The sequence below is a fragment of the Actinomadura chokoriensis genome (assembly GCF_041463665.1).
GTDB classification, from domain to species: Bacteria; Actinomycetota; Actinomycetes; order Streptosporangiales; family Streptosporangiaceae; genus Spirillospora; species Spirillospora chokoriensis_A.
The window spans coordinates 213,999-237,090 of the sequence record NZ_JAXCEJ010000010.1; the positions used below are offsets into that span (position 1 = coordinate 213,999).

22 protein-coding genes and 1 tRNA gene are annotated in these 23,092 nt (G+C 72.7%); 9 read left to right on the forward strand and 14 right to left on the reverse strand.

Annotated features, from left to right (window positions below; all coding sequences use genetic code 11):
* Positions 1-136: 136 nt before the first annotated feature.
* The 4 genes from SM418_RS18175 to SM418_RS18190 all read right to left on the reverse strand — a co-directional run bounded on the left by SM418_RS18175 (position 137) and on the right by SM418_RS18190 (position 3,356).
* Entirely contained in the window at positions 137-691 is a 555-nt protein-coding gene (locus tag SM418_RS18175; protein WP_371942059.1) for a Clp protease N-terminal domain-containing protein, read from the reverse strand.
* 5 nt (positions 692-696) lie between these two features.
* A complete protein-coding gene (locus tag SM418_RS18180) occupies positions 697-930 on the reverse strand; it encodes a helix-turn-helix domain-containing protein (protein WP_371942026.1) in 234 nt (77 codons plus the stop codon).
* Positions 931-1,005: 75 nt separating this feature from the next.
* On the reverse strand, positions 1,006-2,025 hold the full coding sequence (locus SM418_RS18185) for a hemolysin family protein (protein ID WP_371942027.1): 1,020 nt from the start codon (positions 2,023-2,025) through the stop codon (positions 1,006-1,008).
* Positions 2,022-3,356: a hemolysin family protein gene (locus tag SM418_RS18190; protein ID WP_371942028.1), complete on the reverse strand. Its 1,335-nt coding sequence runs from the start codon at positions 3,354-3,356 to the stop codon at positions 2,022-2,024. The genes SM418_RS18185 and SM418_RS18190 overlap by 4 nt, the downstream gene beginning before the upstream one ends.
* 179 nt (positions 3,357-3,535) lie before the next feature.
* On the opposite strand from SM418_RS18190, the gene SM418_RS18195 reads away from it, so the two are divergent.
* Together SM418_RS18195 and SM418_RS18200 are read left to right on the forward strand one after the other, a co-directional pair.
* The gene (locus SM418_RS18195) at positions 3,536-4,495 is read left to right on the forward strand and encodes an MBL fold metallo-hydrolase (protein WP_371942029.1); all 960 of its coding nucleotides are present in this window, start codon (positions 3,536-3,538) and stop codon (positions 4,493-4,495) included.
* 120 nt (positions 4,496-4,615) lie between these two features.
* A complete protein-coding gene (locus SM418_RS18200) occupies positions 4,616-5,650 on the forward strand; it encodes a hypothetical protein (protein WP_371942030.1) in 1,035 nt (344 codons plus the stop codon).
* Here the strand turns inward: SM418_RS18200 and SM418_RS18205 are convergent.
* From SM418_RS18205 to SM418_RS18220, 4 genes are all read right to left on the reverse strand, one after another.
* Positions 5,628-7,505: a CASTOR/POLLUX-related putative ion channel gene (locus SM418_RS18205; RefSeq protein WP_443098375.1), complete on the reverse strand. Its 1,878-nt coding sequence runs from the start codon at positions 7,503-7,505 to the stop codon at positions 5,628-5,630. The genes SM418_RS18200 and SM418_RS18205 overlap by 23 nt on opposite strands.
* 174 nt (positions 7,506-7,679) lie before the next feature.
* The gene (locus SM418_RS18210; protein ID WP_371942032.1) at positions 7,680-8,009 is read right to left on the reverse strand and encodes a histone-like nucleoid-structuring protein Lsr2; all 330 of its coding nucleotides are present in this window, start codon (positions 8,007-8,009) and stop codon (positions 7,680-7,682) included.
* Between the two features lie 17 nt (positions 8,010-8,026).
* Complete coding sequence (locus SM418_RS18215) at positions 8,027-8,383, reverse strand: histone-like nucleoid-structuring protein Lsr2 (RefSeq protein WP_371942033.1); 357 nt, start codon at positions 8,381-8,383, stop codon at positions 8,027-8,029.
* 98 nt (positions 8,384-8,481) lie between these two features.
* Positions 8,482-9,735, reverse strand: a complete 1,254-nt coding sequence (locus SM418_RS18220; RefSeq protein WP_371942034.1) for a PucR family transcriptional regulator — start codon at positions 9,733-9,735, stop codon at positions 8,482-8,484.
* Positions 9,736-10,005: 270 nt separating this feature from the next.
* On the opposite strand from SM418_RS18220, the gene SM418_RS18225 reads away from it, so the two are divergent.
* Positions 10,006-12,102, forward strand: a complete 2,097-nt coding sequence (locus SM418_RS18225; RefSeq protein WP_371942035.1) for a catalase — start codon at positions 10,006-10,008, stop codon at positions 12,100-12,102.
* A gap of 148 nt (positions 12,103-12,250) precedes the next feature.
* On the opposite strand, the gene SM418_RS18230 is transcribed toward SM418_RS18225, so the two are convergent.
* From SM418_RS18230 to SM418_RS18240, 3 genes are all read right to left on the reverse strand, one after another.
* The gene (locus tag SM418_RS18230; protein ID WP_371942036.1) at positions 12,251-12,637 is read right to left on the reverse strand and encodes a nuclear transport factor 2 family protein; all 387 of its coding nucleotides are present in this window, start codon (positions 12,635-12,637) and stop codon (positions 12,251-12,253) included.
* Between the two features lie 100 nt (positions 12,638-12,737).
* On the reverse strand, positions 12,738-13,925 hold the full coding sequence (locus SM418_RS18235; protein WP_371942037.1) for a zinc-dependent alcohol dehydrogenase: 1,188 nt from the start codon (positions 13,923-13,925) through the stop codon (positions 12,738-12,740).
* A gap of 69 nt (positions 13,926-13,994) precedes the next feature.
* Entirely contained in the window at positions 13,995-14,597 is a 603-nt protein-coding gene (locus SM418_RS18240) for a hypothetical protein (protein ID WP_371942038.1), read from the reverse strand.
* Between the two features lie 126 nt (positions 14,598-14,723).
* Between SM418_RS18240 and SM418_RS18245 the strand changes: the two genes are divergently transcribed.
* Both SM418_RS18245 and ctaD read left to right on the forward strand, forming a co-directional pair.
* Positions 14,724-15,743: a Ppx/GppA family phosphatase gene (locus SM418_RS18245; RefSeq protein ID WP_371942039.1), complete on the forward strand. Its 1,020-nt coding sequence runs from the start codon at positions 14,724-14,726 to the stop codon at positions 15,741-15,743.
* Between the two features lie 102 nt (positions 15,744-15,845).
* Positions 15,846-17,531, forward strand: coding sequence for an aa3-type cytochrome oxidase subunit I (gene ctaD, locus SM418_RS18250; RefSeq protein ID WP_371942040.1), 1,686 nt, complete (start codon positions 15,846-15,848; stop codon positions 17,529-17,531).
* A 7-nt stretch (positions 17,532-17,538) separates the two neighbouring features.
* On the opposite strand, the gene qcrB is transcribed toward ctaD, so the two are convergent.
* The 3 genes from qcrB to SM418_RS18265 all read right to left on the reverse strand — a co-directional run bounded on the left by qcrB (position 17,539) and on the right by SM418_RS18265 (position 20,946).
* On the reverse strand, positions 17,539-19,167 hold the full coding sequence (gene qcrB / locus SM418_RS18255) for a cytochrome bc1 complex cytochrome b subunit (protein WP_371942041.1): 1,629 nt from the start codon (positions 19,165-19,167) through the stop codon (positions 17,539-17,541).
* Between the two features lie 130 nt (positions 19,168-19,297).
* Positions 19,298-20,383: a PrsW family glutamic-type intramembrane protease gene (locus tag SM418_RS18260; RefSeq protein WP_371942042.1), complete on the reverse strand. Its 1,086-nt coding sequence runs from the start codon at positions 20,381-20,383 to the stop codon at positions 19,298-19,300.
* Entirely contained in the window at positions 20,380-20,946 is a 567-nt protein-coding gene (locus SM418_RS18265; RefSeq protein WP_371942043.1) for a hypothetical protein, read from the reverse strand. Before SM418_RS18265 ends, SM418_RS18260 begins: the two co-directional genes overlap by 4 nt.
* A 147-nt stretch (positions 20,947-21,093) precedes the next feature.
* Here SM418_RS18265 and SM418_RS18270 point away from each other — a divergent pair, with 147 nt between their 5' ends.
* The 4 genes from SM418_RS18270 to SM418_RS18285 form a co-directional block, all read left to right on the forward strand.
* Positions 21,094-21,876, forward strand: coding sequence for a putative protein N(5)-glutamine methyltransferase (locus tag SM418_RS18270; protein WP_371942044.1), 783 nt, complete (start codon positions 21,094-21,096; stop codon positions 21,874-21,876).
* A gap of 53 nt (positions 21,877-21,929) precedes the next feature.
* Entirely contained in the window at positions 21,930-22,061 is a 132-nt protein-coding gene (locus tag SM418_RS18275; RefSeq protein ID WP_371942045.1) for an LPFR motif small protein, read from the forward strand.
* A gap of 121 nt (positions 22,062-22,182) precedes the next feature.
* Positions 22,183-22,255 (forward strand) — tRNA-Ala (locus SM418_RS18280).
* A 449-nt stretch (positions 22,256-22,704) separates the two neighbouring features.
* On the forward strand, positions 22,705-23,092 hold a 388-nt coding region (locus SM418_RS18285; protein WP_371942046.1), incomplete at its 3' end, for an acyl-CoA dehydrogenase family protein.

Genomic DNA, 23,092 nt, shown 5'->3' on the forward strand with positions numbered 1-23,092 from the left:
CGCGAAGCACAAGACGCGCCCCGCACGGCCCGCGCCCCCGTCCTGGGTCACCGCGGAATGCCGCCGCCGCTTCCCGGACGATCCGCTCCGCAGGGACGCCTGCGTCGCCGCCCTCACCGGCGAGTTCGGACGCTGATCAGGCCGCCTCGGCCGTGAGCAGCCGCTCGACGTCGGCGCGCAGCGCCCCGACGTCCACGCCCGCCTCTCTCGCGAGCCGCACGGACGTGAAGTCGTCGTCGTGCAGGACGCCGAGCAGGAGGTGCCCGCTTCCGATCTGCTTCTGCCTGAGCCGGAGCGCGTGCCGGAGGCTCAGCTCCAGGGCCTTCTTCGCCTTCGGCGTGAAGGGGATGTGCCCCCTGCGGTACCGGTTCTGCTTCCCGGCGGGGGCGTCGAGGGCGCCCTCGCCGAAGCTCTGCTCCGTGGCCTCCCGGATGGCGTCCAGGTCGATCCCGATGCTCTTCAGCGCGTCCGGGTCGAGGACGTCGCCGCCGGCCCGGTCGCGGGCGATCCGGGCCCGCAGGTCGGCGGCGGCCAGCCCGCGCTCGCGGAGGGCGCGGCCCACGGCGTCGTCGCTCGCCAGCAGGGAGAGCAGGACGTGCTCGGTGCCGATCCGGTGGTCGCGCAGGGACCGGGCTTCCGCCTGGGCGCCGGTGACGGCCTCGCGGGCGGGGCCGGTGAAACGCTCGAACATCTCGTTCACTGCTCCTTCTTGGTGAGGCGGCGCCCACCGCCGTGCTTCTTGTGGACGGCCTGCCTGCTCACGCCGAGGCAGACCGCGATCTCCTGCCAGGACCAGCCCTGCTCGCGGGCGCCGGCGACCTGCAGCGCCTCCAGCCGCTCGGCCAGCTCGCGCAGCGCCCGCACGGCCCGCAGCCCCACCGCCGGGTCGCGGCTGCTCGCCTCCTGGGCGAGCGTCACTCCATCGCTCATGGTGTCAATGTAGGTTGACATTCGAGCCACGTCAACCAACGTTGACATTTCCCGCCGGTGTGTTCCGCCCGTGGTTCAGCGGACGGTCAGGAGCGTGGTGAGCAGGTCGTCCAGGCTGACCAGGCCGGCGACTCGGCCGTCCGGGGCGATGGCCAGGCCGAGGTGGCTGTGGTGGGACTTCAGCACGGCGACGGCCTCGCCGACCGGGGTCGCGACAGGCATCGCCGGGACCGGGTGCGCCAGCTCCCCGGCCGGCGTCGCGGCGCCCCGCGCGCGGGCCAGGTAGGCGTCGCGGACGTGCACCATCCGGGCGGCGCCCGGCCGGCCCGGATCGCGCAGCATGATCCGCGTGTGGCCGGTGCGGGCGGCGGTGTCGACGACCTCCTGCGGGGACGCCGTCACCGGAACCGACACGATGCCGGAGACCGGGACGACGAGGCCGGCCAGCGGGGCGCGCGGCGCGTCCAGCGCGGTGGTGAGCAGCGACAGCTCGTTCTCCTCGATCAGCCCGAGCCGCCGCGACTCCTCGGCGATGCTGCGCAGCTGCTCCGGCGTGCGCGACACCTCCCGCGAGTCGGCGGGCCGGACGCCGACCGCGCGCAGCAGCAGGTTCGTCGCGCCGTTCAGGGCGGCCAGCACCGGCCGGGCCACGGTCGTGAACGCGCGGAACGGCAGGCCCAGCACGGTCGCGGAGCGCTCCGGGTCGGCGATCGCCCACGACTTCGGCGCCATCTCGCCGACGACCATGTGCAGGAACGTCACCAGCGCGAGGGCCAGCACGAACGCGACCGCGTGCGCGGCCCCGCCGGGCAGCCCGGCGGAGTGGAACAGCGGGGCGAGCGCCCCCGCGAACACCGGCTCGGACACCAGGCCGAGGCCGAGCGAGCACATCGTGATGCCGAGCTGCGCGCCCGCGAGCGTCAGCGACAGCTCGTCGATCCCGGCGACGGCCGCGCCCGCCGCGCGCCCGCCGCGCGCGGCGGCCCGCTCCAGGCGCGGCCGCCGCGCCGCCACGAGCGCGAACTCGGTGGCGACGAAGAAGCCGTTGCCGGCCAGCAGCGCCAGCGTGACGGGCGCGCCGAGGGCGAGGTTCACCGGTCCTCCCGGGCGGTCTCGACGGTGTGGAGGCGGATCAGCTCGGGCACGTGCCGGCGGACGGTCAGGACCTCCACCACGGCGGTGCGGGGCGGCTCGCCCAGCCGGTCCGTGGGGAGGTCCACGGTGACCACGTCGCCGGGCCGCGCGACCCGGCCGAGCCGTTTCAGCAGCAGCCCCGCCACGGTCTCGTAGTCGCCCTCCGGCAGCGCGACGCCGGTCTCGTGGGCGACCTCGTCGATCCGCAGACCGGCGTCGGTCGTCCACCACTCGCCGGTCCGGATCGCGAGGTCCTCGCCCGGCTCGTTCTCGTCGGCGATCTCCCCGACCAGCTCCTCGGCGACGTCCTCCCAGGTGACGATGCCGGCGAAGCCGCCGTACTCGTCCACCACGCAGGCCATCGGCTCGGCCGCGGCCTGCAGCCGCAGCACCACGTCCGGCAGCGGCAGCGAGGAGGGCAGCAGCAGCGGCGGCCGGGCGATCTCGCCGACGCCGGTGCCCGCCGCCTCGGCCGGGCCGAGCATGATCAGCTCCTCCAGCCCGACGACGCCGACGACGTCGTCGACGCCCTCGCCGAGGACGGGGTAGCGGGTGTGCCCGCTCGCGGAGATGACGTCGCTCAGCTCGGCGGCCCGCGCGGACGCGGGCACGGTGATCACGTCCACCCGCGGCACCATGACCTCCTCGGCGTCGCGCTCGGAGAAGGCCAGCGCGCGTTCCAGCAGGTCGACATGCCCCTCCGGCAGCTGCTCGCCGGACTCGCCGATGATGTGCCCGAGCTCCTCCAGCGTCGCGCCGTGGTGCAGCTCCTCCACCGGCTCGATGCCGATCGCGCGCACCAGCCGGTTCGCGGACGCGTCGAACAGCCTGATCAGGGGCCCCGCCACCATCAGGTAGACGAGGGTGGACGCGGCGAGCGCGCGGGCCAGCGATTCGGCCCGCGCGAGCGCGAGGTTCTTCGGGAACAGCTCGCCCAGCACCATCTGGATCACGGTGGCGAGGGCGAAGCCGACCGCCACCGCCATGCCGCCGGCCGCCGCGTCCGGCACCCCGCCCGCGCGCAGCACCGGGTCGAGCAGGTCGGCCAGGGCCGGCTTGGCGATGAACCCCACGACCAGCGCGGTGACCGTGATGCCGAGCTGCGCGCCGGAGAGCATGAACGACAGCCGGCCCATCACCCGCACCGCCCGCGCGGACGCCCGGTCGCCCTCGGCGGCCCGCTGGTCGAGGGCCGGCCGGTCCGCGGTGACGAACGCGAACTCCTGCGCCACGAAGTAGCCGGTCGCGGCCGTCAGCACCAGCACGGCCAGCAGCCCGAGCGCGCCGTTCACGCGGCCTCCCTCCGCCGCGCCTCCCGCCGGCGCCGGCAACCATGATCCTCCTTACCCCGCCGGGACGGTGTCTCTCCCGATTGCGAGACGGTTATCGACCGCTCTGCGTGGAATGAACCCTTCACCGAGCAGGAGCCTGACCGAGCAGGAGCCGGGGCCACGAGTGCGAGGGGGCGCCGATGCCCAGACCGTTCGCGTCGTCCGCAGATCTGGGCGACAAGACGCCGACGCTGGAGATCCTGGCCGACGGGGTGTACGCGCTGACGGCCGAAGGCGACCCGAACGTCGGCGCCGTCGAGGGCGAGGACTTCGTGGTCTGCTTCGAGGCGCTCGCCACGCCCGCGGCGGCCCGCGACTGGCTGGCCGTGCTGCGCGCGCACACCGACAAGCCGATCCGCTACCTGGTGCTGTCGCACTACCACGCCGTCCGGACGCTCGGCGCCAGCGCGTTCGGCGCCCCGGGGGTGATCGCGCATGATCTGACCCGCGCGCTGATCGCCGAGCGCGGCAAGCAGGACTGGGAGTCCGAGCTCGGCCGGATGCCCCGGCTGTTCAAGGACCCGGACGGCATCCCCGGGCTCACCTGGCCGTCGGTGACGTTCGCCGGCACGCTGACCATCGACCTCGGCGGCGACCGCGGCGACCTCGACCTGGCGTACTGCGGGCGAGGGCACACCGAGGGCGACATCGTGGCGTGGCTGCCCCGGCACCGGATCCTGTTCGCCGGCGACCTCGTCGAGACGCAGGCGGCGCTCTACACCGGCGACGCGTTCCACGGGGAGTGGGCGTCCGGCACGCTCGACCACGTCGACTCCTTCGGCGCCGAGACGCTCGTCGGCGGGCGCGGCGCCGTCGCGCACGGCCGGGACGCCGCCCGCGCCGCGGTCGCGCAGACCCGCGCCTTCCTCACGACGATGATCGGCGAGGTGGGCCGGGTCCGGCGGGATGGCGGCACGCTCAAGGACGCGTTCAGCGCCGTGCACGCCGCCCTCGCGCCCGCCTACGGCGGCTGGCCGATCTTCGAGCACTGCCTGCCGTTCGACGTGTCGCGGCTCTGGGACGAGCTGGACGGCGTCGAGCGCCCCCGGATCTGGACGGCGGAACGCGACCGGGAGGTCTGGACGGAACTCCAGGACTAGCCGGGCGGCAGGCATGCGATGTCCGAATCTCGTGACAATCCGGAACGGGATGGATTCGGTGGAGAGAATCGGTTCCGTCCCCGGCTACCGGAGGATTCCCGGACACGGAGGGATGTGGCGATGACCGGACAAGACCGTCCCCGCCCGGTGTTCGACCCGGCCCTCGGCACCGAGACCCGTGCGCTGCTCGCCGCGGCCCCCGAACGGCTGGTCGCGGCCTGCCGGCCGGCGCCGGGGCCGCCGCGGCTGCGCGCCGCCACGGTCGTCGCGCGGCTCGTGTGGATCCCGGCGTTCGCCGTCTTCTACGGCGTCCTGCCCGGCGGGTGGCTGCGCGTCTGCCTCCTCGCCTCGCTGGACGACGACGAGCTGCTGGGCGGCGCGATGCGCTGGGGGAGGCTGCCCGTCCTCGCGATGATGCTCACCCCGGCGCTGCAGATCCTGCTGCTGATGCTCGGCCAGATCGAGGCCGCCGCGGTCCTCGCGGCCGTGAGCTTCACCGGCTGGGTGACCGGCGCGCTGCGGCACGTCCGCGAGCCCGCCGCCGCCCGCGCCGCCCGCGAGCACCACGGCTCCTACCTGCTGCCCGCCGACTTCGACCGGCCCGCCGCGGGGCTGCTCGTCCGCGCCCAGCGGGCCGTCGACGCCGTCCTCGGGTCGCGGGCGCACGGCGCCGGGCTGCTGGACGACATCCACAACGCCGTCGTCCTGCCGAGCCAGGAGTGGGCCATCGCGGGCGCGCTCGCCGAGCACAGCCGGCTGCGCCGGGAGCGCGTCGCCCAGCAGCCCGAGCGGCTCTCGCCGCGGGTCCGGGCGCTGCTGGAGCCGCAGGACCGCGCCATGGAGGCGTCGGTCCGCTCGGTCACCGGGCGGATCGAGGCGCTGGAGGCGTACGCGCGCCGCGCCGCCGAGGCCGACGACGCCTACCACGAGTCGCGGGTGCTGCAGGGCCTTCCGGAGCAGAACGCCCGCTACCGGGACCTGCTCGCCGGCACCGTCGGGGACGACATGGCGGGTGCGGAGATCCGCGGGATGGCCGAGGACGCCCGCCGGGCCGAGACGGCGCTGCGCGAGCGCGTCGCCGGCGCGATCCGCGCGGGCCACGACCTGGCCCTGCCGTCCGAGCGACCCGGTGTCAGTCCTCGGCGAGCACGATGACGCGGTCGTCGGCGGCCAGCGTGATCGGCGCCGCCTTGTCGGGGTTCAGCACCACGCCGTAGCCGGGCGGGTCGTGGAAGCGCGAGGTCAGCCGGTAGCCGAGCGCGACCTCCCCGCGCCGCCGCGCCGACTCGATCAGCGTCGCGAAGTCGGCCTCCGCGCCCGGCACCAGGTAGTCGCAGGCGGGCTTGAGGTAGATCTCCGAGCCGGCCGGGTCGAGCAGGTCCACGAAGACGTCGTACAGGTGCCGGTTCTCGCTCAGCTGGGTCAGCATCAGGCTGATCAGCTTCTCGCTGACCACGAAGTCGTCGGCCTTGGTGACCTGCGCGATCTCCCGGTTGGCGTCGTCGTTGATCTCGCTGACGATGGCGAACGGGTCGCCGAGCGCGTCCTCCAGGTCGCGCAGGTGCAGCAGCGTGACGAGGGTGCGGGCGTCGGCGTGGTCGGGGTCGTGGCCGGCGTCGGACAGGACGATGACCTTCTGGAAGGAGCCGACGTCGAGGGACTCCAGGGACGGCCGCTCGGTCGGCTCCGCCCGGACGAAATCGATCTTGAGGTTGGCGGCCGGCGCCAGGTCCGCGGTCGGATCCTCCCGCGGCGCGGCCACGACCAGCTCCGAGGACGGGGCGAGGAACTCCTCCAGCAGCTCGATGATCTTCGGGGCGCGGTGGTTCCAGCCGAGCATCAGGGTCCGCTCGGGCACCGGCTCCCGCGCGGTGGCCGTGCTGATCGCCTCCTCCCGGACACTCGGGGCGGGGCCGCCGGAGAGCCTGATGAGCAGGTCGTCCTCGGCCAGGACGATGATCTCGTCGTCGGCGCGGATCACGGTGTCCATCGGCGGGTTGAGCAGCACGGTCCCGTCGCCGCGCCGCAGCCCGGCCGGGACGCCGAGGTCGTAGGCCGACAGCGACTCGCCGAACGGCGTGCCCGCGAGGGCCGGCTCGGGCCGCATGTAGAACTCGTGGCCGGCGAAGTCGAGCAGGTCGGTGCAGACCTGCGAGAGGCCCGACTGGCGGTGCGACTGCACGATCAGCCGGATCGCGACGTCGTCGGCGTCGATGACGTGCGCGCGGGGGCCGCCGGCGAGCCGCGCGGCGGGCAGGTTCGCCGAGTCGTGCACGGCGGCGACGACGTGCGGCCGGCGCCGCCCCCAGTCGCGGGCGCCGAGCGACAGCAGCACCTTGATGACCCGGGTGTCGGCGTCGTCGGCCTCGGGCGTGACGACCATGATGGAGCGGGCGGTGCCGGGGCTGACCAGCTCCACGTCGGCGACCTTCAGCGGGTCGCCGGTGCGGCACACGATCCGGGTGCGGCCGAGGTCGCCGACCCGGGCGCGGATCGCGTCCTCCATCTCGACCTTGTCGCGGTTGGCGAGGATCGCCACGCACGACCTGCGCTTGCTCTGGTTGGCCTCCACGAGCTCGGCGACCACGGTGAAGACCTGCTCCGACCAGCCGAGCAGGACGGTGTGTCCGTGCTCGACGATCCGCGACCGGCCCTTGCGCAGCTCGCTGATCTTCGCTTCCAGGCCGGTGGTGAGGACGCCGATCAGCGAGCTGACGATGAAGATCCCGCCGATGGTGGAGACCAGCATCAGCGCCAGGTACGGGCCCGTGCCGGTGTCGCCGCCCATGGTCCCCGGGTCGAGCGTGCGCAGCAGGCTGCGCCAGACCATGCCGGGCCAGTGCCCGTTCTCCTCGCTGTCGCGCGGTGCCAGGACGACGGCCGCGCTCGCCACCACGAGCACGAGTGCCACCGAGGCGAGTCCGAGCCAGCCGATGAGCGCGGGCGTCCCTTTCGACATCGTCCGGTCGAACCAGTACCGGACACGGTCCCGTCGTGTCACAGGTGCCAACCGCTCCGCCCCCTCCAGCCGCTGCCCGCCAGACAGCCTATTGCGGCGACTCGCACCATTCCCGGCATTCTCTGCTAATGGCGATTTGCCCGGTGTGCACGGAAGAGGCCGGGGTGTGAGAATTCCACCCCGGCCCCTCGGTGCCGTGCCGGAACGCCGCCGGCCCCGGGACCGCTAGTGCGCGGCCTCGTACTGCTCGATCACATTGGCGGGGATACGGCCCCGCTCATTGACCTTGATGCCGTGGTTCTTGGCCCACTCGCGAATCTCGGCGGAGCGCTCACGGCTCCCCGCGGTGCGCGACCCGCGGCCGGCGCGGCCGGCGGTCTTGCGGGCCTTGCGGGCGCTCGCCACGAACGGCTCCAGGCCGTTGCGCAGCTTGGCGGCGTTCTTCTTGCTCAGGTCGATCTCGTAAGTGGTGCCATCGAGGGAAAAGCTGACGGTCTCGTCAGCCTCTCCACCGTCGATGTCGTCCACGAGAAGGACTTCGACCTTCTGTGCCATGCGGGGACTCCCTCTAGCTATGCGTCCGGCTTGGCGTCCGGATGTGCCTCGATGAATGCAGCATAGACCTCATCCGATATCTTGCCACGTTCGGAGACTTCGATGTCCTGACGCAATGCCCACTCGCGGACATCGCCGTTCGTGTAGCCCTTGATCTTCGCGACGCGGGACTTGCGGCCCTTCCCGGCGGGCTTCACCTCCGCGGCCTTCTCGATGAAGGGCGCGAGCGCGTCCAGCATCTCGTTCAGCCGCTTGAAGTTGTCATCGCTCAAGTCGATCGTGAACGTCCGACCCAAGACTTCGAAGTCTCGCTTTACGACGTCGTCGCCTTCGGAGCCGTCGATGTCGTCCACGCGAATGACCTTCTCGGCCATGTGCTCTCTGTCTTCCTTCCCCTCGCCTACGCGGCGTCCCCGACCGTAGCGGATTCCGGCCTGGCAGGAGGACGGACGCGGCCGTGCAGGGGCAGGTGTCAGGCGTCGTGGCGCTGGATCCAGGTGTGCAGGAGGAGCATCGTCTCCAGCCGGATCTCCGGGTCCTCGATGTCGAAGTCGAACATCTCGTGGAGCTGCGCCAGCCGGTAGCGGACGGTCTGCGGGTGCACGCACAGGACCTCGGCGGCGCCGGTGGCGTTGAAGCCGTGCTTCATGCACTCCAGCAGCGTCACGGCGAGCCGCAGGCCCTGCCGCGGCCCCGCCGCGTCCAGCGGGGCCAGCCGCCGGGACGCCACGATCGCGGCGAGCGTCCCGCCCTCGCGCAGCAGCAGGCTGGGGAGGTGCTCCTCGGCCCGGACGAGCACGCCGCCGCGCCGCGCCCCCCGGCGGCCGGCCGGCTCGGCGGGGGCGAGGTCCAGCGCGCGGCGCGCCCACAGCAGCGACGTCCCGGCCTCCTCCACCGGGACGGACGGGCCGATCGCGCCCGTCCAGCCGGCGAGCGTCGCGGTCAGCTCGTCGACGCGGCCGGGGCCGTCCGGGTCGGGCATGATGAGGCAGGGGCGGCCGCGGTCCAGGCCGGTCAGCAGGGAGGGCGGCAGCCCCGCGGGGCCCTCGCCGCCGCTGCCCGGCCGCGGGCGCAGCACGATCACCGCCAGCCGCCGCGGCAGCGGCCAGCCCGCCCGGGCGGACTGCTCGCGGGCGACCTCGGGCGGCGCCGGCGGGTCCGACAGCAGCAGCGCCAGCAGCCGGCCGCGGCGCTGCTCGCGCTCCCCGGCCGCCTTCTCCCGGGCCCGCGCGTAGCCGTGCGCCGCCGCGGACGCCAGCGCGTCCAGGTAGGCGAAGTTCGCCTCGGCGAGCAGGCTGACCAGCGCGCGGGGGCGGCCGAGCCGCTCGGCCTCGACCGCGAGGTGCCGCCAGGCGATCCGCGACCCGACCCGCATCGCGTTCTGCAGGTGCTCCAGGCTGCGGCCCTCGACGGCCTCGCCGTAGCCGACGTCGAAGAAGACCTGGTACACCTCCTTCCACGAGGTGTCCGGGTCGGCGATCATCTGCACGAAGTGCTCCATCGCGTGCGCGACCGCGGCCTCGGCCACCCGCCAGTAGGCCGCGTCGCCCGGCCGGTCGTACTCGGGGACGTGCCGCAGCACGCCCTTCACCATCACGCCGAGCAGGTCCGGCAGGCGGGGGCGCATCCAGCGCGCCTCCTCCGCCGGGACGTCCCGCCACGGCTCCTCCGTCAGGCCCTCCAGGACCGGTGATCCGGAGTGCGGGTCCTCGTACGCCGCGGTCACGGTGCCACCTCCCGCTCGCTTGCGCGAAAGCGCCATTCCCGGGCCGCCCGGCGTCCCGGTCGTCCCAACCTAGGTACGCGGGGTGATCCGCGACACTCAGCGGCCTTCACCCGTGTGGAGATGCGTTTGTCATCCCGCTGACAACCGCCCCGGGAGCGCTCCGGAACGGGTGCGCCGGAGCGGACTCAAGTTCAGGTCAAAGCGCGCATGGCGCGGGCATCGGGGGGTAGCCGCATCGACATGCCCATTCACCATTGAGGGAGCTGGACCATGGCCGATCCCGCCGACCGGGCGGACCCGAAACAGGAGCAGATGGACCTCCGGCGGGTGAGCCCCGAAGGCACGAAGCTCACCACCGATCAGGGGATCCGGGTCGACGACACCGACAACTCGCTTTCCGTGGGCGAGCGCGGGCCGTCCCTGCTGGAGGACTTCCATCTGCGCGAGAAAATCACACATTTCGACCACGAGCGGATTCCCGAGCGGGTCGTGCACGCGCGCGGTGCCGGCGCGTACGGCGAATTCACGCTGCACGAGTCGCTCGCCGAGTACACCACCGCCGAGTTCCTCACCGACACGTCGCTGACGACGCCGGTGTTCGTGCGGTTCTCCACCGTCGCCGGTTCGCGCGGATCGGCCGACACCGTCCGGGACGTCCGCGGCTTCGCGACGAAGTTCTACACGCGGCAGGGCAACTTCGACCTCGTCGGCAACAACATGCCGGTGTTCTTCATCCAGGACGGCATCAAGTTCCCCGACTTCGTGCACGCGGTGAAGCCGGAGCCGATGAGCGAGATCCCGCAGGCGTCGTCCGCGCACGACACCCTCTGGGACTTCGTGCAGCTGCAGCCCGAGACCATGCACATGATGATGTGGCTGATGTCGGACCGGGCGCTCCCGCGCAGCTTCGCGATGATGCAGGGTTTCGGCGTCCACACGTTCCGGCTGGTGAACGCCGAGGGGCGCCCGACGTTCGTGAAGTTCCACTGGAAGCCGAAGCTCGGCACCCACTCGCTCGCCTGGGACGAGAGCCAGAAGATCGCCGGGAAGAACCCCGACTTCGGCCGGGCGGACCTGTGGGAGCGGATCGAGTCGGGCGCGTTCCCCGAGTACGAGTTCGGGGTCCAGCTCGTCCCCGCGGAGGACGAGCACCGGTTCGACTTCGACCTGCTCGACCCGACCAAGATCATTCCGGAGGAGGACGTGCCGGTGCGGCCGGTCGGCACGCTGGTGCTGAACCGCAACCCCGGCAACTTCTTCGCCGAGACCGAGCAGGTCGCCTTCCACCTCGGCAACGTCGTGCCCGGCATCGACTTCAGCAACGATCCGCTGCTGCAGGCGCGGCTCTTCTCCTACCTGGACACGCAGCTGATCCGGCTCGGCGGGCCGAACTTCCCGCAGATCCCGGTCAACCGGCCGGTCGCGCCGGTGCACAACCACCACCGCGACGGCTACCACCAGATGGAGGTCCATCAGGCGCAGGCGGCCTACCACAAGAACTCGCTGTCGGGCGGCTGCCCGGCCGTCGGCGGCGAGGGCTCGTTCACCCACTACCAGGAGCGGGTGGAGGGCAACAAGATCCGCAAGCGGAGCGAGAGCTTCGCCGACCACTACTCCCAGGCGACGCTGTTCTGGAACAGCATGGCGGACTGGGAGAAGGAGCACATCGTCGGCGCGTTCCGGTTCGAGCTCGGCAAGTGCGACCACATGCACATCCGGGAGGGCGTCGTCGGGCACCTCAACCACGTCGACCACGATCTCGCCGTCCGCGTGGCCGAGGGCATCGGCGTGTCGCCGCCGGAGGCGGCCGCGACCCCCAACCACGGCCGCAGCTCGCCCGCGCTCAGCCAGGCGAACTCGGCCGCGGACTCGGTGCTGGGACGCAAGGTCGCGATCCTGGCGGCGGACGGCGTCGACTCCGGCGCCGTCACCGCGGTCGGGGACGCGCTCACCGAGGCGGGCGCGGTCTGCGAGGTCCTCGCCGCCGAGGACGGCTTCGTCCAGGCGGCCGACGGCGGTCAGGTCGAGGTCACCCGGGCCATGTCGACCGTCGCGTCCGTCCTCTACGACGCGGTCTTCGTGCCCGGCGGCGAGGAGAGCGTCCGGGCGCTCGCGCAGGACGGCGACGCCGTCCACTTCGTCGCCGAGTCGTTCGTGCACTGCAAGGCGGTGGGCGCCCTCGACGCCGGCATCGGGCTGCTGGAACGCGCCGGGATCACCGGCGTGGAGTTCGCGGACCAGAACACGGTCAGCGACGCCGGCGTCGTCACCGGCGAGGGAGCCTCCAGCGACTTCCCCGCCAAACTGATCGAGGCGGTCAAGGCGCACCGGCACTGGACGCGCGACAAGGCGCACGTGCCGGCCTGACGGCCGCCGGGCATCCGTTCCGGGGGAGCGGGGGCTCGGGAACGGGCCCGGTCCGGCGGACGCATGCGAGCCGCCGGGCCGGGCCCGCCGCCTTCCGCCGACTGTTCATGACCGAGCCCGCCTGCCGGGACCACCGATGGGCGGGCGCTCAGGCGAGGCCCATCTCCCGCCGGACGTTCTCGAACTCGACCGCCATCGCGTCCGACAGCGCGCGGGCGCCCGACAGCGGCCGCACCATCACGCAGAACTCGTCGATGAGCCCGGCGTCGTCATGGTGCAGGAAGTCGCAGCCGTGCACCTCGCGGTCGCCGACCCGCGCCTTGAAGACCAGCGCGTGGTCGCGGCCGTCGCTGATCTCGCGGACGTAGCGGAAGCCGGTGAACACCCGGGTCACCGCGCGCAGGATCGCGGTGACGGCGGCCCGTCCCTCGTACGGCGCGAACGCCACCGGGCTGAGGAACGTGACGTCCTCGGCCAGCAGCGCCGGGAGGGCGTCGACGTCGCCCTTCTCAATGGCCGCGCGGAACGGGTGCATGGGCCCACCTCCAGGCTCGGGTCATCGGCACGCCCCGTGAGGGCGTGCCGAAAGCCTAGGGGGAGCGGGGCCGCGCCGCGATGATCTCGCGAAGGACGCGTCACGCCCCGGGCTGCAGCAGCACCTTGATGGCGCCGTCCTGCTTCTTCTGGAACATCTCGTACCCCTCTGGCGCCTTCTCCAGCGGCAGGCGGTGCGTGGCGAGGTCCATCACGCCGAGCGGGTCGGAGTCGTCGGTGACGAGCGGCAGCAGCTCCTCGACCCACTTCCTGACGTGCGCCTGGCCCATCCGGAGGCCGATGCCCTTGTCGAACATCCGCAGCATCGGCAGCGGGTCGGTCATGCCGCCGTACACGCCGATGACCGAGATCGTGCCGCCGCGGCGGACGATCTCGATCGCGGTGCCCAGCGCCGCGAGCCGGTCCACCCCGACGCGCGACATCAGCGGCGCGGCGGAATTGCCCGGCATCAGCCCGGTGAGGGTCTGCGCCAGCTTGGCGCCCGGCGAGCCGTGCGCCTCCATGCCGACCGCGTCGATCACCGAGTCGGTGCCGCGGCCTCCGGTGAGCTGCCGCACCGCGTCCGGCACGTCGTCGGCGTCATCGGAGTCGATCACCTCGATGCCGTGCCGGCGCGCCATCTCCAGCCGCTCCGGCACGAAGTCGACCGCGATCACGCGGTACCCGAGATGGCGGGCGATCCGCGCGCACATCTGGCCGATCGGGCCGAGGCCGAGCACGGTGACCGTCCCGCCGTCCGGGACGTCCGCCCAGTCCACGGCCTGCCGCGCGGTCGGCAGCACGTCCGACAGGTAGACGAACCGCTCGTCCGGCGGGCCCTCGGGCACCTTGATCGGCCCGAAGTGCGCCTGCGGCACCCGCAGGTACTCGGCCTGCGCGCCGGGCACCTGCCCGTACAGCTTGGTGTAGCCGAACAGCGCCGCCCCCGAGCCGTGCTCGCGGACCTGCGTCGTCTCGCACTGCGCGTACAGCTGCATGCCGCACATGTGGCAGCGTCCGCACGCGATGTTGAACGGGACGACCACGCGGTCGCCGGGCTTGACGTGCTTGACCTCCGGGCCGGTCTCCTCCACGACGCCCATCGGCTCGTGGCCGAGGATGTCGCCCTCGTCGAGGAACGGCCCGAGCACCTCGTACAGGTGCAGGTCCGATCCGCAGACGCCGGACGAGGTGATCCGGACGATCGCGTCGTCGGGTTCCTTGATCTGCGGGTCGGGCACGGTGTCGACGCGGACGTCGCGCTTGCCGTGCCAGGTGACAGCCCTCATCGTTACTCCTCCTCGACGCGGTGGCCCGTCCCAGGCGGGCCTACCCCGACGATCCGGGCGAAACGTCCCTCAGGGGCAGCGGTGGGCGCGTGCCACCGCCAGGACGGCGGCGGCCCTGGTGGCCCACAGATGGGGCGCGGCGAGCCGGTAGGCGTCCGGACCCGGCCCCGGGCGGAGCCGGTACCCGCGCGCGTCGCGGGCCTCCCAGCCGGTGCGGCGCCCGCGCAGGCCGAGGGCGTGCGTCACGGTCCCGGCGGCGTGGTCCCCGTGCCGCAGATGCCAGCGGTGGGCGTCCCGGTCGGCGAGGGTGACCTGGCACAGCCGCCACCCCGGGGCGAGGCGGTGCGCGAGGTCGAGCGTCACGAGCGGTTCACCCTCGGGCGGACGCCTGGCGGGCGGCGGCGCGGCCCGGCGGCCGGCGGAGCGGGCCGCGGGCTCCCGGCCGCGGTCGTCGACGAGGCGGGTGAGCTCGCGGGCGGCGGCGGACAGGACGCGCGCGGCGTCGGCCACCTGGCGCTCCCACCCGGGGTCGACGCGGGTCCGTTCGGCGCGCCGGCGCGCGGCGTCCAGCCCGTCGATGGCCCGGACGGCCTCGTCGCGGGCGGCCGCGACGTCGGCCCGCGCGCCGACGCCGTGCGGGCCGGTGTCCCGAGCGTCCATGTCGTGCGACACCGGGAGTTCCTCCAATAGTCGCCTTCTCCAGCGGCCTTCCCGAAGTCGCCGCCTTCTACCGCACCGCCGCGGCCTCCCGGCGGCGGGTTCGGACTGAGAACGTAAATGCGGGGTAAAGCACGTCGCATGAACGACGGCCCCCTGCGTCTCGGCGTGCTCGACATCGGCTCCAACTCGGCGCACCTGCGGGTGGCCGACCTCGACCCCGGCCACCCGCCCATGCCCGTCCGCTCGGTGAAGAGCGCCGTCCGGCTGGCCGAGGCCACCGACCGGCACGGCGTCATCGGCCGGCCCGCCGTCGGGCGGCTGATCGCCGCGGTCCGGGAGGCGGTGGCCGCCGCCTCGGCCCTCGACGTGGCCGAACTGGTCCCGTACGCGACGTCCGCGCTGCGCGACGCCGCCAACCGCGACGACGTCGCCGCCGAGGTCCGCGCCGCCACGGGCGTCGAGCTCGGTTTCCTCACCGGCGAGCGGGAGGCGCGGCTGACGTTCCTCGCCGCCCGCCACTGGTTCGGGTGGTCGGCGGGGCCGATGCTGCTCGCCGACATCGGCGGCGGCTCCCTGGAACTCGCCCACGGCGCCGGGCGGGAACCGGAGATCGCGCTGTCGCTGCCGCTCGGCGCGGGCCGCCTCACCCGGCACCACCTGCCGCCGCGGCCGCCCGTGCGCAAACGCACCCGGCGGGCGCTGCGCGCGCACGTCCGGTCCGTGCTCTCCGAGGCGACCATCGCGATCGCCGGCCGGCCGGAGCCGGTCCGGGCCGTGGCGACGTCCAAGACCTTCACCCAGCTCGCCCGGCTGTGCGGGGCGCCCCGGGCGAAGGCCGGGCCCTACCGGGAGCGGCACCTCGACCGGAGCGACCTGCACCGCTGGATCCCGAAACTGGCGAAGCTGCCGGACGAGGAGCGGGCCCGGCTGCCCGGGGTCAAGGCGTCGCGCGCCCACCAGATCCTCGCGGGCGCGATCGTGGCCGAGGGCGTGATGGACGTCCTCGGGCTCGACCGCCTCGACATCTGCCCGTGGGCGCTCCGCGAGGGCATCTTCCTGAACCGGCTGAGCGAACTGGCGGAGGGGCGCCCTCCCGGGCTCTTCCCCGAGCAGCGTCCCATGACCTTGCGGGGCGCCTGGCTGTGCGCCGTCACCTGACACCCGCCCCACCAGCGAGATCGCTCCTCTCCGGCCGCGTTTGAAAGCACCCGTCGGGGCAAGTGCCCCGATGGGCGCCGGACGGGGGAGGGAGGGCCGGGGATGACGGCCGTACAGGGCGGGGACGACACCAGCGTCGCCGAGGCGCTCTCGCGCCACCGCAAGGGCACGAAGATCAGCCACGTCCTGGCCACGACCGACCACAAGATGGTCGGCTACCTCTATCTCGGCACCTCGTTCACGATGTTCCTGATCGCCGGGCTGATGGCCATGCTCATGCGGGCCGAGCTCATGGAGCCCGGCCACCAGGTGATGAGCAACCAGCGCTACAACGAGCTCTTCACCATCCACGGCACGATCATGATGCTGCTGTTCGCGACGCCGCTCTTCCTCGGCTTCGCCAACGTGATCGTCCCGCTGCAGATCGGCGCGCCCGACGTCGCGTTCCCGCGGATGAACGCGCTCACCTACTACCTGTTCCTGTTCGGCGCCCTCATCGTCCTCGCCTCGTTCGTCACGCCGGGCGGCGCCGCCGCGTTCGGATGGTTCGCCTACTCGCCGCTGACGTCCGAGACCTACTCGCCCGGCCCGGGCGGCGACATGTGGGTCATGGGACTGGCCCTGTCCGGCTTCGGGACGATCCTGACCGCGGTGAACCTGACCACCACGATCGTCGCGATGCGCGCCCCCGGCATGGTCATGTTCCGGATGCCGATCTTCACCTGGAACGTGCTGCTGACCAGCCTGATGGTGCTGATCGCCTTCCCGGTGCTGACCGCCGCGCTGTTCGCGCTGGAGGCCGACCGCAAGCTCGGCGCGCACATCTACGACGCCTCCCACCACGGCGCGCTGCTGTGGCAGCACCTGTTCTGGTTCTTCGGCCATCCCGAGGTCTACATCGTGGCGGTGCCGTTCTTCGGGATCATCACCGAGATCATCCCGGTGTTCGCGCGCAAGCCGCTGTTCGGGTACCTCGGCATGGTCGCGGCCACCATCGCGATCAGCGGGCTGTCGATGGTCGTGTGGGCGCACCACATGTTCGCCACCGGCGGCGTCCTGCTGCCGTTCTTCTCCATCACCTCGTTCATGATCGCCGTCCCCACCGGGATCAAGTTCTTCAACTGGGTCGGCACGATGTGGAAGGGGCACCTGTCGTTCGAGACCCCCATGCTGTTCGCGGTCGGGTTCCTCGTCACGTTCCTGTTCGGCGGCCTGAGCGGGGTCATCCTGGCGTCCCCGCCCCTGGACTTCCAGGTCACCGACTCCTTCTTCGTCGTCGCCCACCTGCACTACGTCCTCTTCGGCACCGTCGTGTTCGCGATGTTCGGCGGCTTCTACTTCTGGTGGCCGAAGATGACGGGCCGGATGCTCGACGAGACCTGGGGGAAGATCCACTTCTGGTCGCTGTTCGCCGGCTTCCACACGACGTTCCTCGTCCAGCACTGGCTGGGCGCCGAGGGCATGCCGCGCCGCTACGCCGACTACGCCGACGAGTTCTCGACCCTGAACTTCGTCTCGTCCATCGGCGCGTTCATCCTCGGGGCCTCGACGTTCGCGTTCCTGTGGAACGTCCTGCGGACCTGGCGGCACGGCGAGAAGGTCGGGGTGGACGACCCGTGGGGCGCCGGCGGTTCGCTGGAGTGGGCGACGTCCTGCCCGCCGCCCCGGCACAACTTCACGTCCATGCCCCGGATCCGTTCCGCGCGTCCCGCGTTCGACCTGCACTACCCGCCGACGGAGCCGCCGCAGGAGGCCGAGCCTGCGCTGCCGCCGCCGAGTGGGGCCTGAACCCCGGTCAGCCGCCCTCGCCGTCCTCCGCCGAGTCCCGCTCCAGGTCGCCCTGGCCGCCACCGTACGACTCCGACTGGTAGTCGAGGTAGAAGCGGTTGGCGCGGGTGCGTATCTGCGTGCGGGCACGGTCGGGGGTCGGCAGCGGGATGAGGTGGTTCGGGTAGGGGGCGACGAGTTCGCCGGGCTGCCGGGTCCGCAGGACGGCCTCCCGATCCGCGGACGGCCGCTCGTGCCGCTCCTCGTAACCGCCGCCCGGGCTCAGCGAGATCAGGCCGCTCTCCACCCCCTCTTCGCGCATGCGCAGGTCGCGGCGTTGCAGGCTCAGGCAGGCCCGCCGGGCGATGACGAACGCGACGATCGGCGCGACGAAGAACCCGACGCGGAAGAACCACGTCGTCCAGAAGAGCGGGATGTCGAACGTGACGGCGATGATGTCGTTCCCGCCCGCGGCCAGCAGGTTGACGTACCAGGCGACCGCCGCGGCGCCGATGCCGGTCCTGGTCGGGGCGTTGCGCGGCCGGTCCAGCAGGTGATGGATGCGTTCGTCTCCGACCGCCCAGCGTTCCGCGAACGGATACACCCCGATGAGCGTGAAGAAGATCCCCGGCAGGAGGACGGCGGGCACCAGCACGTTCCACGCGATGGTGCGCCCGGCCACGGTCGTCGCCAGAGGCGGCATGATGCGCAGCGAGCCTTCGAGGAAGCCGACGTACCAGTCGGGCTGCGAGCCGGACGAGATCTGGTCCGGCGCGAAGGGACCGTAGAGCCAGACCGGGTTGATCTGGAAGAGCGCCGCCAGCGCCGCGAGGACGCCGAACGTGAAGAGGAAGTACGCGGTGCTCTGCGTGGCGAAGTGGGGGAAGGTCTTCTCGCCGCTCACCGACATCTCCCGCCGGCCTCTGCCCGGCCATGTGGTGTGCGTCTGGTGCCACAGGATCATCAGGTGCGCGGTGACGAGCGCGATCAGGATCCCGGGGATGAGCAGGATGTGCACGGTGAACAGCCGCGGGATGAAGTCCTCGCTCGCCGGGAACTCGCCGCCGAAGGCCCACAGGCTCACGTACGTCCCGACGACGGGGATCGACAGCATGATGCCCTGGGCGATCCGCAGACCGGTGCCGGACAGCAGGTCGTCCGGGAGCGAGTAGCCGGCGAACCCCTCGGCGAGCGCCAGCACGAACATCGTGACGCCGATCACCCAGTTGATCTCGCGCGGTTTGCGGTACGCCCCGGTGAAGAAGATCCGCATCAGGTGGACGACGATCGCCGCGAGGAAGACGTTCGCCGCCCAGTGGTGGATCTGCCGCATCAGCAGCCCGCCCCGGACGTCGAACGTGAGGTCGAGGGTGGAGGAGTACGCCTCGCTCATCTGCACGCCCTTCAGCGGCGCGTACGAACCGTCGTAGACGAGCTCCGAGCCGCTCGGCTTGAAGAACAGCGTGAGGAAGACGCCCGTGATGATCAGGATGATGAACGAGTAGAGCGCGATCTCACCGAGCAGGAACGACCAGTGCTTGGGGAACGCCTTCTTGATGTTCACATCGAGGAACGTGGTGGAACCGAGCCGGTCGTTGACCCCCTCGACCAGGTCTCCCAGCCGCTGCGACCCCGACCGGCCCTTGCGTCCCGCCATCGCGCCTCTCCCCAGGCCGATCATCGTCTCCGCAGGGCGGGTACCCGGGCCGGACCTCGACAAACGCCGCCCCACGGCCACCGGCGGCCCCGCCCGGCAGCGGCCCCGCGCGCGGCTCGGGGCCGCCCGGTCAGGCGACGCGGGCGTCGCCGGCGGAGTTGAGGCGGTGCCGGACGATCCGGATGTCGGCGCGCAGCCGGTCGGCGGCCAGCGGGTCGGGCTCCAGGCCGCCGAGACCGTCCTCGATCAGCTCCAGCTGGTCGGCGCGGAGCCGGGCGAGCAGCCGCCGCGGCTCTCCGGCCGGCACGCCCCACCGCTCCTTGCGGCGCCACTTGCGGAACGCGAGCACGTGCCCCTCGCCCGGGACGAGGACGCCCTTCGCCGTCTCCGCGTGCACCGTGCGGCGGAAGTGCGACAGGTAGCGGCGGCGCGCGAGCCGGTAGGCGACGATCGCCGCGAGCAGGATCGGCGCGCCCTTCACCGGCAGCAGTAGCACCCCGGGCAGGACGGGGGCGTCCCACCACGAGTGCAGCGCCATCGCGAGCAGGAGCGCCCCCGCCGCGACGGCGAGGCCCGTCCGGGACGCCCGGCCGAGCAGGCAGCCGAGCCCCGCGCCGCCGACCGCCGTCATCGCCCAGTGGCTCCACCACGCCCCGCCGATCACCCGGCTGCCGAAGGAGAAGAACGCCGCGTTCGCGTCCTGGGTGGCGCCCGTCAGCACGATCGTGTTCAGGACGTACAGGAAGTTCTCCGCGAACTGGAAGCCCAGCCCGGCGAGCGCGCCGTAACCCCAGCCGTCCAGCGGCCCGCGGACCGCGGCCGGAGCCATCAGCGCCAGGACCGCGACGCCGAGCAGTTTCAGGATCTCCTCGTCGACCGGCGCGGCGATCGACGCGCCCCACACCGAGTTGAAGGCCGGCCCGGCCGTCTTGCCGAGGATCGACTGGAACGCCGAGTTCGCGGGCAGCGCCATGCCGAACGCGGCGAGGCCGCCCCACGCCACCGCGACCAGCGCGTACCCGAGCGGAAGCGGCCGGACCGGATGCAGCCGGCGCAGCGCCCAGACGCCCGCCACCAGGGTGGGCGCCAGCAGCGCGAACCCGAAGATCGCGCCGGCCGGGAAGGCCGCGACCCCGAGGCCGATCCCGCGGAAGGCGGTCCAGAGGCCGAGCAGGCACGCGGCCGCCCACAGCCAGAACGCCGGCCGGCGCGTCATGACGGCGCCGAGATCGTGATGGTCCGCACCATGGCGTCGACCTCCGCGGCCAGCCTCCCGTAGGCGCCCGGCGGGCCCGACGCGGTCACGGTCGCGCCGAGCGTCCTCGTGGCGAACACGGTCGCCGTGCCGGTGCGTTCCGGCCCGCCGAGCAGCCCGGTCAGCCCGGTCAGCCCCCGCGCGGTCGTGATCGGGACGGGCCGCGCGTGCAGCCGCGACCGCCCGCCGACGGCGACGATCCGGCCGAGGCCGTCCCACAGTTCGCGGGCGTCCAGCGGCGCCAGCGGCACGACGACGCTCACCGAGAGGCCGACCTCGGCGTTGGCCAGTTCGACGTTGCTGGCCAGTGACGAGTGCGCCTGGTCGAGGACCCAGCCGGGGGAGGGGACCGAGAACGTCACCGGCCGGACGCCGTCGCGCTGCGTCCCCAGCGACAGGACGGTACCTGCCGCAAGCGGTCTCCCGTGGCCGCCGAGGGCCGTGTCCAGCAGCGGGAGCCCCGCGCCGAGGACGAGCAGCACGAGCGCCACGAGCCCCGTGCCCCACCATCTCACCCGCGCCACGTGACCCCCCGATGACGTGCGCTGCGGGAATGCCCCTTGACAAGGGCCCTAAACGAGAGCAGGGCGCGCGGGCCGCCGGTGAGCGGGCCGCTCGACGGCTCCGGGCGACCGCGTGGCGGCATGGTGGGATACAGTCCGGAAACGCCCATGTCGACATCCACGACCGAGTCCGCCATCGTCTCCAGGCTGCGCGCCGCCGGCTGCGTGTTCGCTGAGGACGAGGCGCGGCTGATCCTCGCCACCGCCCGCACGCCGGACGACGCGTCCGCCATGGTGGACCGGCGCGCCGCCGGGCTGCCGCTCGAACACGTCCTCGGCTGGGCGGAGTTCTGCGGTCTACGGGTCGCCGTCGAGCCCGGGGTGTTCGTGCCCCGCCGCCGCACCGAGTTCCTCGTCCGGCGGGCCGCCGCGCTCGCCCCGCCGCGCCCGGTCGTCGTCGACCTGTGCTGCGGCTCCGGCGCGCTGGGCGCCGCGCTCGTCGCCGGGCTGGACGGGTACGCCCTGCACGCCGCCGACGTCGAGCCCGCCGCGGTGCGCTGCGCCCGCCGCAACATCGCGCCGTACGGCGGCCACGCCTACGAAGGCGACCTGTTCGCGCCGCTCCCGGACGCGCTGCGCGGGCACGTCGACGTGCTGCTCGCCAACGTCCCCTACGTGCCGTCGGGCGACCTCGCCCTGTTGCCGGCGGAGGCGCGCGACCACGAGCCGCGGGTCGCGCTCGACGGCGGCCCCGACGGCCTGGACGTCCTGCGCCGCGTCACCGCCGAGGCGTCGCGGTGGCTCGCCCCGGGCGGCCACCTGCTGTTCGAGACGAGCGAGCGGCAGGTTCCGGACGCGGTCGCCGCCGTCGAGCGGGGCGGGCTCGCCGCCGCGGTCGCGACGTCCGAGGAGTTCTACGCCACAGTCATTGTCGGGGCAAAGCCGGTGTAAAACGCGACGCTCGGGTACGGGTCGGATAGGACGACCTGAAGGAGTGAATTCCGATGCGCCGCATCAGCGCAGCGTTCAGCGCCATCATCGGCACGATCGTCAGCATCGTCACCCTCCCGATCCGGGTGCTGCAACGGCTGCTGACCCCCTCGCGCGGGGGGCGCACGGCCCGAACCCGCCGGTAGCGGCGGTGCCGCGTGACCGGCCGCCCCGGGCCAGACGGACCGTCTGGCCCGGGGCGGCCGCATTAAAAAAATGCTTTGCGCATTCACACCCCGTCCCGCACCCTATGGGTAACGAATTCACGGGTCTGTAGCTCAATGGGAAGAGCGTCCGCCTTGCAAGCGGGAGGTTGCCGGTTCGAGTCCGGCCCGATCCACCCGGCGGGATCTCGCCGTTCCGCCGCCCTGCCGCAGAGGGCTGGACGATGAGGGGCCTGACCTCCAGTCAGGGGAATCGAGTTCGATTCTCGGGTGCGGCTTTGAACTGGGCCGGCGGGAGTAACGACCTCCGGCTGGTTCCGCACGTGCCCGGGGCGGGCGGACGCCACCGCCTGCCGGCGGGTACGACCGGCGAGTCACCCTGCCCACTTTGACGACGCTCACCGCCCTTGCGGCGGTCGCCCGCCCGTGGGCCCGACATTCCAGACCGTCGACCTCGCCGGGCCGGATCCAGTCGAGCCGAGGCCGGCCTGGCGCAGGAGCGCCGACGACTCGGTGCCCGCCAGGCTGCCGCGCACCTTGGAGACGCCTTGACCGGACGGCGGGGCGTCAATTATTTTGGCCTTCAAATATTTGTCGTCAAAGTATTGGGGCAGGTGGACGGACGATGAGCGACTACCCGGCGTACGCGCCGTCGGAGGAGCATGAGCTGCTGCGGCGTACGGTGCGTGAGCTGGCCGATGCCAAGATCGCTCCTTTCGCGGCGGTGGTGGACGAGGAGTCCCGGTTCCCGCAGGAGGCGTTGGACGCGTTGGTGGCGGCGGATCTGCATGCGGTGCACGTGCCCGAATCGTACGGGGGTGCGGGGGCGGACGCGCTGGCCACGGTGATCGTGATCGAGGAGGTGGCGCGGGCGTGCGGGTCGTCGTCGTTGATTCCGGCGGTGAACAAGCTGGGGACGGTTCCGGTGCTGCTGGCCGGTGGTGAGGAGCTCAAGAAGCGGTATCTGGGGCCGGTGGCGCGTGGTGAGGCGATGTTCTCCTATGCGTTGTCGG